11 protein-coding genes and 1 pseudogene are annotated in these 13182 nt (G+C 67.2%); 7 read left to right on the top strand and 5 right to left on the bottom strand.

Annotated features, from left to right (window positions below; genetic code table 11):
- Positions 1-220: 220 nt before the first annotated feature.
- The 5 genes from HR086_RS37550 to HR086_RS37530 all read left to right on the top strand — a co-directional run bounded on the left by HR086_RS37550 (position 221) and on the right by HR086_RS37530 (position 5329).
- The gene (locus HR086_RS37550) at positions 221-424 is read left to right on the top strand and encodes a YtxH domain-containing protein (protein WP_141645806.1); all 204 of its coding nucleotides are present in this window, start codon (positions 221-223) and stop codon (positions 422-424) included.
- Positions 425-540: 116 nt separating this feature from the next.
- A complete protein-coding gene (locus HR086_RS37545; protein WP_174468037.1) occupies positions 541-2538 on the top strand; it encodes a sigma-54-dependent Fis family transcriptional regulator in 1998 nt (665 codons plus the stop codon).
- Positions 2539-2785: 247 nt separating this feature from the next.
- Complete coding sequence (adh, locus tag HR086_RS37540) at positions 2786-4306, top strand: aldehyde dehydrogenase (protein WP_174468036.1); 1521 nt, start codon at positions 2786-2788, stop codon at positions 4304-4306.
- Positions 4306-4740, top strand: a complete 435-nt coding sequence (locus tag HR086_RS37535; RefSeq protein ID WP_141645803.1) for a DUF779 domain-containing protein — start codon at positions 4306-4308, stop codon at positions 4738-4740. The genes adh and HR086_RS37535 overlap by 1 nt, the downstream gene beginning before the upstream one ends.
- 244 nt (positions 4741-4984) lie before the next feature.
- Positions 4985-5329: a hypothetical protein gene (locus tag HR086_RS37530; RefSeq protein ID WP_254626612.1), complete on the top strand. Its 345-nt coding sequence runs from the start codon at positions 4985-4987 to the stop codon at positions 5327-5329.
- A 167-nt stretch (positions 5330-5496) separates the two neighbouring features.
- On the opposite strand, the gene HR086_RS37525 is transcribed toward HR086_RS37530, so the two are convergent.
- From HR086_RS37525 to HR086_RS37505, 5 genes are read right to left on the bottom strand one after another with little or no spacing between them, the layout of a single operon-like run.
- Complete coding sequence (locus HR086_RS37525; RefSeq protein ID WP_174468034.1) at positions 5497-7008, bottom strand: peroxidase family protein; 1512 nt, start codon at positions 7006-7008, stop codon at positions 5497-5499.
- Positions 7009-7039: 31 nt separating this feature from the next.
- The gene (locus HR086_RS37520) at positions 7040-7573 is read right to left on the bottom strand and encodes an AidA/PixA family protein (RefSeq protein WP_141645800.1); all 534 of its coding nucleotides are present in this window, start codon (positions 7571-7573) and stop codon (positions 7040-7042) included.
- A gap of 60 nt (positions 7574-7633) precedes the next feature.
- The gene (locus HR086_RS37515; protein ID WP_174453500.1) at positions 7634-8167 is read right to left on the bottom strand and encodes an AidA/PixA family protein; all 534 of its coding nucleotides are present in this window, start codon (positions 8165-8167) and stop codon (positions 7634-7636) included.
- Between the two features lie 33 nt (positions 8168-8200).
- Entirely contained in the window at positions 8201-9379 is a 1179-nt protein-coding gene (locus HR086_RS37510; protein ID WP_174468033.1) for an FAD-dependent oxidoreductase, read from the bottom strand.
- Positions 9380-9421: 42 nt separating this feature from the next.
- Positions 9422-11185: an FAD-dependent oxidoreductase gene (locus HR086_RS37505; protein WP_174461237.1), complete on the bottom strand. Its 1764-nt coding sequence runs from the start codon at positions 11183-11185 to the stop codon at positions 9422-9424.
- Between the two features lie 440 nt (positions 11186-11625).
- Here HR086_RS37505 and HR086_RS37500 point away from each other — a divergent pair, with 440 nt between their 5' ends.
- Together HR086_RS37500 and HR086_RS37495 are read left to right on the top strand one after the other, a co-directional pair.
- Positions 11626-12321: an SDR family oxidoreductase gene (locus HR086_RS37500; protein WP_174453503.1), complete on the top strand. Its 696-nt coding sequence runs from the start codon at positions 11626-11628 to the stop codon at positions 12319-12321.
- Positions 12322-12485: 164 nt separating this feature from the next.
- A pseudogene (locus tag HR086_RS37495) lies at positions 12486-13182 on the top strand (hypothetical protein); the annotation flags it as partial.

Raw genomic sequence — 13182 nt, 5'->3', positions numbered from 1 at the left:
GTGGTGGCCCGGGCTCGCAGTGCACGGGTTACCGCTGCGGCGGCGACTGGAACTGCGTCTGCGAAGGGCTGCAGGGCACCTGCGGCGCGAATGGCATGTGCGTTTTCTGAGTGGAAGCCCGGCGGTGAGCACTTGGCAGTCCGCGCGTCGTGACTAGTTTCCCGCGCACAAATGCGACGCCGGGGCGAAAGCCCGGGCGTCGTCACGCGAGGAGCTGACGGTGCAGGCGAAGATGCTGCTGGCCCTGGTGGTGGGTTCCCTGACGTTCGGAGTGGGCTGCCACCGCAACACCCGTGAGAGCGCGAAGGATGATGCGGAGCGCGCCGCGGACAAGACCGAGGACACCGCCGAGAAGGTGGGCGACAAGGTCGAGGACGCCGCCGAGGAGGCGGGCGACAAGATTGAAGACGCCACCGACAAGTAGCTCGGAGGTGTAGGCCCCTGGCCTTCCCGGACGCCGCACCGCGTTGGTTCAGCAGTCGCGTTTCGGGAAGGCCGTGGGTTGCCGTCAGCGTGGGGACTGGCTGAATAATCAGTCCCATGGGAACGCTCACGCTCAGCGCCTCCGCGCACCTGTGGGAGCAGTTTCTCGTCGGCGCGCTCGACGAGGACGTGGCCTCGGTTCCAGAGGCACCGCCGATACTCTCCCGCTGGCAACGCTCACGCGCGCTTGGCGCTCCGAGCACGGGCCTGCCCGACGAGGGGCCCAGTGTCGCCGGCGTCGCGCTCATCGAGCGGCGAGCCCGCCTGGAGCCGGTGTGGCACGAGGTCCGCGACATCCTGGACGTGCTCGCCGCCGCGCCCATGCCGTCGGGGCGGGTGGCGCTGCTGGCGGACCGGGAGGGCGTCATCCTCGCGACGCGCAGCTCGGGGGGCGACTTCAGGGACCACGCCGACTACGTGCGACTGGTGGCCGGGGCCTGCTGGGACGAGGTGTCGCGAGGCACCAATGCGATTGGCACCGCGCTGGTGGAGTCCTCGGCCGTGGCGGTGGTGGGGCCCGCGCACTATGCGCAGCGGCACCATGGGCTGGTCTGTTACGCCGCGCCGGTGAGAGACCCGTTCGGCGAAGTCGTCGGCGTGCTGGACGTCACCGGGCCCGCGAGTGGCGCGGACCCGCTGGTGCTGGTGGCGGTGGCGAGCATCGCTCACTCGGCGGAGGCGCGACTGCGCGAGGTGGCGTGGGCGCGTGTTGCGGCGGCCGCGCGAGGGGGAGTGGATGCCCACCTGTCGCGCGAGGACGGCCCGGTGCTGCTCATCGAGCCGCCGGGTCGCGTGCGGCGTCTCAATGGCGCGGCGCGCTCGCTGCTCGGCCTGGAGTCATCCCCGGGGGACGTGTCGCCGACTCGGATGCTCGGCTTGTCCTGGCGGGCGTTGAAGGACGCGGCGTTGAGAGGCCACGCGCTGGAGGCGCGTCATCAGGCCTCGGGTGCGACGTGGCGGGTCCACGCGGAAGCGGTGGGGGAGGGGGGCTCGGCGCTCGCGGTGTTGGTGCGGCTGGAGCCTCGTGCGACGCGCGTCACGGCGCGGATGCCGCCCGAGGTGGCCGAGAGCGGACCCGATGGAGGGGCCTGGGCCGCGCTGAAGGGGAGTGACCCCGAGCACCGCGCGACGCTGCGAGAGGCCGCGCGCTTCGCTCCCACCACGCTGCCGGTGTTGCTGCTCTCGGAGACGGGTACGGGCAAGGAGTTGCTCGCGCGCGCGGTGCATTCCGCGAGCGCGGTGGCCTCCGGACCCTTCGTCGCCGTCAACTGTGGCGCGCTCTCCGCTTCGTTGCTGGAGAGCGAGCTGTTCGGTCATGCGCCGGGAGCCTTCACGGGGGCTCGCGCGGGTGGGGCCGAAGGCAAGCTGGCGGCGGCGGATGGAGGCACGCTCTTCCTCGATGAGCTCGCGGAGATGCCCGCGGCGCTGCAGGTGATGCTGTTGCGTGTGCTGGAGGATGGCGGGTACTCGCGTGTCGGCGAGTCGCGCGTGCGGCACTCGCGCTTCCGACTCATCGGCGCCACGTGTCGGGACCTCGAAGCGGCCGTGAGCGCGGGCACCTTCCGGAGCGACCTCTACTATCGCCTCCAAGGCGCGGTCCTTCGCTTGCCGCCGCTGCGAGAGCGGGTGGACCTGCCGGAGCTGGCCCGGTCGTTGTTGAGTGGGCTGTCCGTCGAAGGAGGCCATCCCGCGAGCACGCTGTCCGCCGAGGCGCTGGCTCGCCTGAGGGCGCACGCCTGGCCGGGCAACGTACGGGAGCTGAAGACGGTGCTCCGCATGGCCCTGGTCCGAGCAGGAGGAGAGCCCGTGGTGAACGCGGCCGCGCTTCCGCCCGAGCTGGGGCGAGCACCCGCGCACGTGCCACCCGTGTCCTCGCCACCCGTCGAGCCCGTGGCCTCCCCGGGCCTCAGGGAGCTGGAGGCCCACGCGATTCTCGACGCGCTGTCTCGCAGTGGTGGGAACGTGGCCCGCGCGGCGCGGCTGCTGGGGATTGCCCGCAGCACGCTGTACCGGATGGTGGAGCGCTTCGGGTTGGTGCTCCCTCCACGCTCGTGAGGCGAGCCTTTCCGTAGGCGCGCCGTGGGCCCGTGAGGGGACGGTGGCTCGTCCTCATCGGAACATTCCATCCGTGCGGTGGCACACCCGCGCGCGACACTGTCGCGAGGTGCTCCACGCGGAGCGGACAGAGGTGTCGCATCGCGGGACACGACGCGCCGCGACGTCGGTGGTGCGGGGCGTGGCATGCGCGCTGCTCTGGGGGGCACGGCTTCCACCCGCAGCCCCACCCGCAAGGAGAGCGTTCATGATCTACGCCGCCCCCAATCAGCCTGGCTCGAAGGTGAAGTTCAAGGCCCGCTATCAGAACTTCATCGGCGGTCGCTGGGTCGAGCCGAAGCGCGGGCAGTACTTCGAGAACATCTCGCCCGTGACGGGGCAGGTCTTCTGCGAGATTCCTCGCTCCACCGCGGAGGACATCGACCTGGCGCTGGATGCGGCGCACGCGGCGCGAGTCTCGTGGGGCCGCACGTCGCCCACGGCGCGCTCGAACATCCTGCTGAAGATCGCCGACCGCATGGAGCAGAATCTGGAGATGCTCGCGGTGGCGGAGGCCTGGGACAACGGCAAGCCGGTCCGCGAGACGCTCGCGGCGGACCTGCCGCTGGCCATCGACCACTTCCGCTATTTCGCCGGCTGCATCCGCGCGCAGGAAGGCACGGTGGGCGAGTTGGACCACGACACCGTCGCGTATCACTTCCACGAGCCCCTGGGCGTGGTGGGGCAGATCATCCCGTGGAACTTCCCCATCCTGATGGCGGTGTGGAAGGTGGCGCCGGCTCTGGCGGCGGGCAACTGCGTGGTGCTCAAGCCCGCGGAGCAGACGCCCGCGAGCATCCTCGTCCTGGCCGAACTCATCCAGGACCTGCTGCCCGAAGGTGTCCTCAACATCGTCAACGGCTTTGGAGTCGAGGCGGGCAAGCCGCTGGCGAGCAGCCCTCTCGTGGCGAAGATCGCCTTCACCGGTGAGACGACGACGGGCCGGCTCATCCTCCAGTACGCGAGTGAGAACCTCATCCCGGTGACGCTGGAATTGGGCGGCAAGAGCCCGAACATCTTCTTCGACGACGTCATGGCTCACGACGACGACTTCCTGGACAAGGCGATGGAGGGCTTCTCCATGTTCGCGCTGAACCAGGGTGAGGTCTGCACGTGTCCGTCGCGCGCGCTGGTGGGCGAGGGCATCTACGGCCAGTTCATCGAGCGGGCGCTGGAGCGCGTGAAGAAGGTCAGCCCGGGCAACCCGCTGGACACGGAGACGAAGCTGGGCGCGCAGGCGTCGAATGATCAGCTCGAGAAGATTCTCGGCTACATCGACATCGGCAAGAAGGAGGGCGCCAAGGTCCTCATGGGCGGCGAGCGCGTGAGCCTGCCGGGCGACCTCAAGGGCGGCTACTACGTGGCGCCCACGGTGTTCCAGGGCCACAACAAGATGCGCGTGTTCCAGGAGGAGATCTTCGGACCGGTGGTGAGTGTCACCACGTTCAAGGACTTCGACGACGCGATGCGCATCGCCAACGACACGCTGTATGGCCTGGGCGCCGGCGTGTGGACGCGTGACACGAACACCGCGTACCGCGCGGGCCGCACCATCGAGGCGGGCCGCGTGTGGACCAACTGCTACCACCTGTACCCGGCGCACGCGGCGTTCGGCGGCTACAAGCAGTCGGGCATCGGCCGCGAGACGCACCGGAAGATGCTGGACCACTACCAGCAGACGAAGAACCTGCTCGTCAGCTACAGCCCGAAGGCGATGGGGTTCTTCTGATGAGTGACACCCGTGCCGGGCCCGGCGCGGGTGGGCAGACGGAGCAGGAGGTGGCCCGGGTGGCGGTGACGCCCGAGGCCGCCGCCGTCATCCGCTCCCTGCGTGCCGCGAATGGTCCGCTGATGTTCCACCAATCCGGCGGCTGCTGCGATGGCAGCGCTCCCATGTGTTATCCGGCGGGGGAGTTTCGTGTCGGTCAGCGGGATGTCTTCCTGGGCGACGTCGAGGGCTGCCCCGTCTACATCGGCGGCGCGCAGTTCGAGGTCTGGCAGCACACGCACCTGACGCTGGACGTGGTGCCAGGAAGGGGCGCGGGCTTCAGCCTGGAGTCGCCCCTGGGCGTGCGCTTCCTCACTCGAAGCCGTGTCTTCACGGATGAGGAATACGAGCGCATGAAAACCCAGCCACCTCCAAGGCGGGGACCACCGGAGTGAGCAAGGGCCCCGGGCTCGGAGTCGGGCCCGGGTCGCCCGCCACCCGACCGTAACTCTTCATGTTACGGCGCGGACAATGACAGTCATCCCCTCAAATCAGACCCATGCGGTGTCATGAATACACCATTTACACTGCGTGAGAGTACTTATACAGAGTGCGGGCCCCAACACAGGGGCAACTCGAAATGAGGGGGAAGTCATGAAGCTGTTCAATACGTTTGGGGTTGTGGGAGTGGTGTCTCTGATGGCCGTTGGGTGCGGCGGGGAATACACGCCGGAAGAGGCCGCTCAGAACCCGGAGATGGGCGAGGCGACGCAGGCCGTGGAGAGCGCGTTCATCGCTGGCGGTCAGACGCGTGACTTCTCGACCTGGCTGTTCGGCACGACGCCGTTCTATGTGCGGAACATGTCCAGCACCCGCTCCACGCGGTTCAACGCGTACTGCGGCGCCAACAACATCTCCATCCTGCTGGCTCCGAATCAGGTCTATCCCACGAGCCTGAACTGCGCCTGGCCCGGCGCGCGCCTGTATGTCCAGAACCAGGGCCTCAGCCCGACGCTCGATCAGATCTACGTCGAGACGCACTGAGTCGCGGCAAAAGCGCGCTCTTTGAGGTCGTGCTTGGGGGAGCCTCCGCGAGGGGGCTCTCCGAGACGGCCCGCACGAAGCTGCTCCGCTGGGGCAAGTAGCCCCGAGGTGCGCGAGCGTCTCCGGGCCCGATACAGGGCCCGGAGACAGTCGTGCCCGGGGGAACCTCAGGAGGACTTGTACGCGTCCGCGATGCGCAGCAGGTCCACGATGGTGAAGTCGCCGCCCGTGCCGTAGGTGGGCTTCCAGCCCTTGTTGTGCAGGAAGGACTGGGGGTCGTTGATGAGCACGCTGAAGAACGTCTCGCCCACGATGCGACCGCCCACGGGCCCGAGGAAGCGGCCCTGGTTGGCGAGCTTCGCCTCCTTGAGGATGTAGTACCAGAGCGGCGCCAGCGTGCTCCCCCAGTTCGTCGGCAAGCCCAACTGGGAATTGGAGTACTGGGTCGTCCCCAGCGCCTTGGCGACCGTTTGTCCCGCCGGCAGGGTGAACTCATTCTGGCGCAGCAGGTTGCGGCCCGGCAGCGACAGGTAGAGCGGATCCGGCTTGCCCTGATATTGGGGATTGTCGAAGCCGGGGATGAGGGCCTGGGGCAGCTGAAGCAGCTCCGACGCCACCAGCGTGTCGAACAGCTTGGCGCCCTGGGGCGTGACGCGGGAGTCGGTGTCGAAGAAGTACTTCCAGTCCACGCGCTTCTCCGGGCTCAGGAACGTCCCGGGCTGGTGCAGGTCGAAAATCTGCGCGCCCTTGTAGTTGTCATTGACCTGGTAGAACTCGCGAATCGTCGCGTGGCCCATGCGGTAGGCGGCCGCGGAGAACTCGATGGGAATCGCCTGGAGGTTGGGCGGGAAGTACTGCGGGCCCTGACCCACCAGCTTCCCATACAGCTCATCCCCGACGAAGCGGCGCACGAAGTCGTGGTAGACAATCCACTGGTAATGCCAGCGCACGCGCTGCGACGCCTCGGTGAAGAGCGCCCCTCCGGAGAACTGGCTCGACAGGTCCTTGACCACCTGATTGTGGAACTTGATGACGGCCAGGTGGAGCTGGTCGACGAACATGTTGTCGTCATTGCGCGGGTCTCCGATGATGGCCGTGCCCTGTGAGTTGCGGAGCACGTCGCCGTCCGGATTGTCGGGCCGGCCGAACAGCAGCGTGGCGCCGTCCTTCTGGTCGAAGAGGAAGGCGTCCTGCACGGGCCCCCGGCCATAGATGTTGCCCAGGTCCAGGGTGGGGGTGATGGCATCCCGCGTCTGGTTGGGTTGGGTGTCCCGGCCATTGATGTTCGAATAGACGTCGAACGTCAGGTCATGGTCCAGGAACTGGCCCAGGAACGTGTAGCCCGCGGGGATGGTGGGGTTGTCCTGGGGGAGGCCCGGGCTCTGGTTGGCCACATCCATGGGGCCTCCAGGCAGGGTGAGCGCCCGGAGGTCCTCCACGTTGAAGAGGGAAGGGCCCAGGTCCGGGAACATGCGGAAGAAGTCGGAGACGACGGGGCCGTTGTCTCCGCTCAGCGACTGCGCGGACTTGTTGGAGACGGCCGTGCCCACGCCGCCGTGGGGGCGCACCAGGGTGCCGGAGGGCGTCTTGGACAGCATCGCGTTTCCCGCACCCCGGTGGAATGGACAGCCGCTCCCAGGCAGCGCGGTGTGGCCCGAGGGCCGGTTCTTGTCACTCATGATGGGTCTCCTCGTGAATGGGAAGCGCGGCCTATGACGTGATGGTGATGTACGGGTCCCACGAGTAGGTGCCCACCTTGTTGCCCTGGTTGTCCGTCACCTGGAGATAGAGCTGGTAGGTCACCCGCCCGCCGGGGAGCGTGGCGGTGGGCAGCATCGCGGTGGACTGGAAGAAGAAGTCCACGTAGGGCTGCACGTTGAAGCCGCTGCTCTGCCCGCCCGACACCTCGGGGACTGGCACCTTGATGTGGGACACCAGGGGCTGGGGCTGGGTGATGCACTGCGCGTTTCCGGAGACATTCATCTTGTAGAGCAGGGCGCTGTAGCGCGTGTTGAGCGTCAGCGACGCCAGCCGCCACCGGAGGTTGTCGTTGGTCTTCGCGGCGACCGTCAGCTCGGATATCGCCTCCGCCCCCACGGCCGAGTCCCGCCGGACGAGCATGTACACACAGTCCGCGATGGCCACCCCGGGGTTGTCGAGCGACGCGTTGGGGCCGTACTTGCCGATGACCTTGTCCACGTCCACCACGGTGAGCACATCGATGAAGCCGTTATCCTGTCCCATATCGCATCCAATCCTTTCGGAAGAAGAAGCCAGACACCATCGGCGAGCCCGCCGATGACTTCATGAGGTGATGGAGATCTGCGGATCCCACGAGAAGTAGCTCAGGATGTTCCCGTCGTTGTTCGCCAGGACGAACGAGAACTGGTACGAGACATTGGGCGGCGAGGGGTTCACCGCCGTCGCCTGGAAATAGGCGTCCGTATAGGTCTGCGTCTGGTTGATGGTCACCTGGAAGCCATTCACCGACGGGAGGGGCACCGTCACCGTGGGCTCGATGAGGCCGGGCTGGGTGATGAGCCCCACGCCCCGGAGGATGTTGCACTGGCTGAGCGCGACGCTGAAGCGCGTGTTCCCGGTCAGCGAGGTGATGCGCCAGCGGATGTTGTTGTTGGTGTTGAGGGTGATGACCAGGTCATCCGTCGCCTGTCCGGAGAGCACCTCGTCCTGGCGGACGAACATGTAGATGTAGGGCGTGCTCTCGCCCAGGGACACGGGCCTGTTGGCGTCCGTGCTGAACTTCCCCTGGTAGGCCTGGTAGATGCTCTCCGCATCCACGACGACGAGGACGTTGGCTGTATTTTCAGTATCCGGCATGGACCACTCCTGATTGAGGCGGGGTGAGAGGGCTCAGCGGGGCCGCAGGATTCCGGGGCGCTGGATGGAGAAGGGCTGGATGTTGAACTGGGTGACGCCCGTCAGCGCGAGCTCGGCGAGAATCTTCCCGAGCAGAGGGGTGAACTTGAACGCCTGCCCCGTGTCACCGGTGAACAGGAGGATGTCCGGATGGCCGGGCAGGGCATCCAGGACGAAGTTCAAGTCGGGGGTCATCGTGTAGAGGCAGCCCACGGGGTCCTGTGCCAGGGATTGAAGCCCCTGGAAGTGCGCGCGCATGAAGCTGTTGAGCAGCTCCACCATCCGAGGGTCCGCCTGGGGCGGCGAGGTGGGCGGCAGCGGGGACTTCTGGAAGGTGAAGTCCGTGCCCACCTTGAGGCGCCCGGGCGTCAGGAGCGGGGGCAGGCCGTAGTAGGTCGTCTGGTCATCGCCAGGGAACTGGGGCGCGCCGAAGTAGAACCAGAGCGGGTAGTTGTACTGGGATTGGGCCACCGTGAAGTAGGCATACGTCATGGTCCAGATCTCCAGCTCCAACTGGAGGTTCAGGCTGTCGAGCACCGGGTTCGTCCAGGCGGACGGCACCAGGATGAGCTTCTTGCCGGTGTAGTCCCCTTGCGCGGTGGTGACGGTGACCTGTCCCGGCGCGTCCTGGATGCGGCTGACCGTCCGGCGGGGAATCATGGTGACGCCCTGCTTCCGACAGAGCTGGGCGAGGGCCTGAAGGGCCCGGTCCGCCGCGATGACGCCCGCCTGGGGCTGCACCAGTCCGACGACGTCGTCACTCAGCCCCTTGAGCGCGGGGTAGCGCTCCGGGAAGTCCGCCGCGGTGAGGCGGGTGAAGGGCAGGCCCTGCTCCTCGAGGACGGCCTGGGAGTCCTTGAGGTCGCCCTCGGGCGTATTCACCCCGCTGGGCGGGCCGAAGAACAGCAGGGACGTGTCGTTGAGGATGCCGTCCAGGCCGCTGTCGTCCTCCAGCTCCCGCCAGAGCGGATAGGCGGACTGCGCCAGCAGGGACAGGTGCGGATTGGAGTACATCACCCGGAAGAAGCGGGACTCTCCCTTGGAGGAGAAGAAGTCGTTGTCGAAGTCGAACTGGTCCAACAGGAGGACCTTCTTGCCGGCCTTCGAGCACCAGTAGGCGGCGGACAGGCCAATGGCGCCCGCGCCCACGACCACCACGTCATAGGAGTCCATGTTTGCGTTGCTTTCGTTCTGGAGGGACGAAGGTGTCTGGCTTTACCAGCCGAGGTAGTACTGGCTGTCCAGCCAGGAGGGCCACGCGAGCCCGAAGTGCGCCTGGAGCATCTTCTCCGCCTCGCAGAAGGCGCCTTCCACCCAGCCCTGCTGGTCCGAGTACGCCTCGCCGCAGATGTGCAGGCGCTCCGCGGGGTCCGGGCGGCGCATGAAGGGCATCACCTCGCGCACGCTCACCCCGGCCTGCCACGCATGGTAGCCGCCGCCGTAGGGGTCCTCTGTCCAGTTACGGAAGTAGGAGACATACGGGTCAGGGACGGGGTTCTCCGGGCCGTGCAGCTCCCGGAGCTGGTGGACGGCCTCCTGGACCATCACCGCCGGGGCCTGGAGGGACTCCACCTGGGCCAGGGACTCCGGGGACGCCAGTCGCGTGGCCCGGGGCTTGAAACGCTTCAGGTTCCGCTGGGGAGAGGCCATCAGCGCGGACCAGAAGGGGGTGGTCCGCATGTCGTTGTAGCTGGCCAGCAGGATGGAGTGGCTGTTCGAGGGGTCGGTGCCGAAGTAGTAGCACTGTCGCATCGGCAGGTCGGTGATGGACTCGCCCGCCAGGGCGTTGAACTCCGCGTGCCACCAGGGAGACTCGAAGCCCATCAGGAGCTTGAACGACGGCTCGGAGATGACCGAGTCGAGGTTCTTCCGGACCTGCTCGCTCACCTCCGGGGTGGCGAAGAAGCGGTCTACCTCCAGCAGCTCCAGGGCGCGGCGGGGCATGGCGAGGACGACGGCCTTGGCGTACACCGTCCAGCTCTTGCCGCTCTGGGCATTGGCCACGGTGAGGATGTACTTGTAACGGCTGCCGCCCGGCGCCGGGTCGATTCGCCGCAGGCCATTCTGTCCCCAGAGATGGGCGCGCTTGCCGCTGGGGTCCTGCGCCAGGAAGCGCCGCGCGAGGACATTGCCGACCTGGTCATAGCCGCCCGCCAGCGTCTGGTACTTCACCTCCGCGTTGGAGAAGTCGCCCACGAGGTAGGGGAAGGCCTCCGCGGCGTTCCAGTTGATGGTGTTGGAGTAGTACCCGCCGGCGACGGACAGGAACTCGTAGGCCTCCTGGCCCACCTGGTCCTTGATGAGGTTCCAGAAGCCCAGGTCGTTGACCTTCAGGCCGTCGTACGGACCCGATTGGTGATAGGTCAGGTTGGGTTTGACGTCATCCCATTCGCGGGCCGTCAGGGTGAAGGCATAGTCATAGGGCGCGGTGAAGGTGGCCTTGCCCGGATAGCGCTCCCGGAACCACGGGTCCGCCATGAGCACGTCGTAGATGATTTTGTTGAAGAGCTGGTCCGAGGTGAAGCCCACCACCGCGTCGGGTAGGAAGTAGCGCGTCTTGTACGTGCGGCGGTCGGCCTGGGCGTTCTCCCATTCGTTGGCCTTGAAGCGCTGCCCGCGCAGATAGCGGTAGTGATTGCCGTCGTCGCCCAGGGGGAAGTCGATAGGCGTCACCTCCTGCTCGAAGACCTTCGTGATGAGCGAGTTCACAATCTCATGCGATTGCAGATAGCGCATGCCGCCAATCTCCGCGGCCAGGGAGATGCCAGGGAGGAAGACGGATTCGATGCGTCCACCCAGGCGCTCGCTCAGCTCGAAGATGTGGACCGTCTCGGGGCGGGTGCCCTCAGGGGCCAGGTCTCCCACGAGCAGTCTCCAGCCCGCATAGAGGCCGGAGACTCCGGCGCCGATGATGGCCACGTCGAGCTGGAGCCCATCGTCCATTCCGGTGTCCATCGCTGGTGGGTTGACTCGCGACATGTCTGCCTCATGGGGGGAGAGGGGATTCGCCTTGCGTCGGCCCGGTTCGCTGCAATTGGTGCACCAAGGTCCTTCCCGGTCCTGGGTGTCTGTCTTCAAGGACATGCGGGGCAGGGGATGTGGCCTTGACGCGTCAGGCGAATGGATTTGGGAGGTCCCGGGGCGTCGTCGCTGGGGAATCGCTGACGTGTCAGGCTTCGGGCGGACGCGTCAGCGCCCGCGGACCGTGGCGGCGTCGGCGGGGGAGCGACTGGGGGAGCGGCGACCGGACGGGCCGGTCCTTCACCCATGTCGCTTTTCGATGAAGCTCGAATTTCGTCATATTATAGTCATCATATGGTGGGCAGGGGCTCTCGGGAGCCCGCCTGTCCGTCCATTTGACGTTCCTCAATGGGGCCGCCCGGAGCTTTCCGTCCGCCTCGTCACGCCGGAGTCGAGTCATGCAGGTCAAGAATGCTGTCGCCCTGGTCACTGGTGCCAATCGCGGGTTGGGGCTCGCCTTCGCGAAGGCCTTGTTGGAGCGGGGGGCTCGCAAGGTGTACGCGGCGGCTCGTGAGCCCTCGAGTGTGACGATTCCAGGCGTGGTGCCGGTCCGCCTGGACGTCACCCGCCCCGAGCAGTTGGAGGCGCTGGTCCGCGAGGCGGGTGACGTGACGCTGCTCATCAACAACGCGGGCATCCTGAAGGGCACGAGCCTCTTGGGGGCGGACGCGCTGTCCGCCGCGCGCGCTGAACTGGAGACGAACTACCTGGGCCCCCTGGCGACGAGCAGCGCGTTCGCGCCGGTGCTGGCGAAGAACGGCGGGGGTGCCATCATCAATGTGCTCTCGGTGCTCAGCTGGATGGCCTTCCCGGGCTCGGCCAGCTACAGCGCCTCGAAGGCCGCTGCCTGGGCGCTGACCAACGGTCTGCGCAAGGAGCTGGGCGCCCAGAAGACGCAGGTGATGGCCCTGCACGTCGGCTACATGGACACCGACATGGCGGAGAAAGTCACGGCGCCGAAGACGAGCACCGCCGAGGTGGTGCGCCTGACGCTGGATGCGCTCGAGGCGGGCCAGGACGAGGTGCTCGCCGATGAGGTGAGCCGCAACGTCAAGCAGGGGTTGTCCGCGGGCGTCTACCTCCAGCGCTCGTGAGCGAGCTGGCGGAGAGCCGCGGAGCTTTCTCCGAGCCCGCCACCGCGCGCGCCGTGTCCAGACCGATGGAGTGAGAGCGGGCCCACGCGCGGGGCGAAGTGTCATGCGCTGTGCGGGGAAGGCTATGGTGTCTCCAGGCTCGAACGTGAGCCTGGAGACTTCGCATGCCGCAGTGTCGCCTGGCGTGGAGCGTGGTGATGGTCGTCCTGATGGGGGCGACTTCGGCCTGGGCAGACGAGCCTCCCGTTGAAGCGCTGGTGCCACCGCCGCGCACGGGGTGGCGCGTCCAGGGCCTGCCGCTGCTCAACTTCAACAGCGACGAGGGGTTCGGCTACGGCGCGAGGCTCCTGCTGGTGGATGCGGGAGATGGCACGTACCGGCCTTATCGACACTCCCTCATCGCGCAGTTCTTCCAGACGACGCGGGGTGTGGCCACCCATCGGCTGATGATGGATTCGCCGCGCTTCTTCGACTCGGACTGGCGGTTGGGGTTGGACCTGAGCTTCATCAACGAGCGGTTCTCGCCCTACTTCGGCCAGGGCGCCGCCGCCGGCTACGAGCCGGACTTCGCCCGGTGTGACGACAGGGAGCAACTGGAGGACGCGCAGGATGTGTGCGCTGGCAATCCCTCATTCCGGGGCCTGCGCTACTACAGCTTCGAGCAGCGCACGCTGCCGAGCGTCGTGTTCAACGCGCGGCGCACCCTGAGAGGGTCGCTGCAGGTGTCCGTGGGCTATCGCTTCCGCCTGACGCGGATTCGCTCGCGCTACAGCGCGAAGGACCTGGGGCAGTCGCGGGACTCGCGGCTCGAGGAGGATGCTCGGGCGGGGCTGTTGACGGGGCTGGAGGCTGGAGGAGGGG

This window comes from Myxococcus sp. CA039A, assembly GCF_013336645.1.
Taxonomy (GTDB): Bacteria; Myxococcota; Myxococcia; order Myxococcales; family Myxococcaceae; genus Myxococcus; species Myxococcus llanfairpwllgwyngyllgogerychwyrndrobwllllantysiliogogogochensis.
The sequence above is the reverse complement of the archived record's forward strand: the minus strand, read 5'-3'. Positions and strand labels throughout refer to the sequence as shown.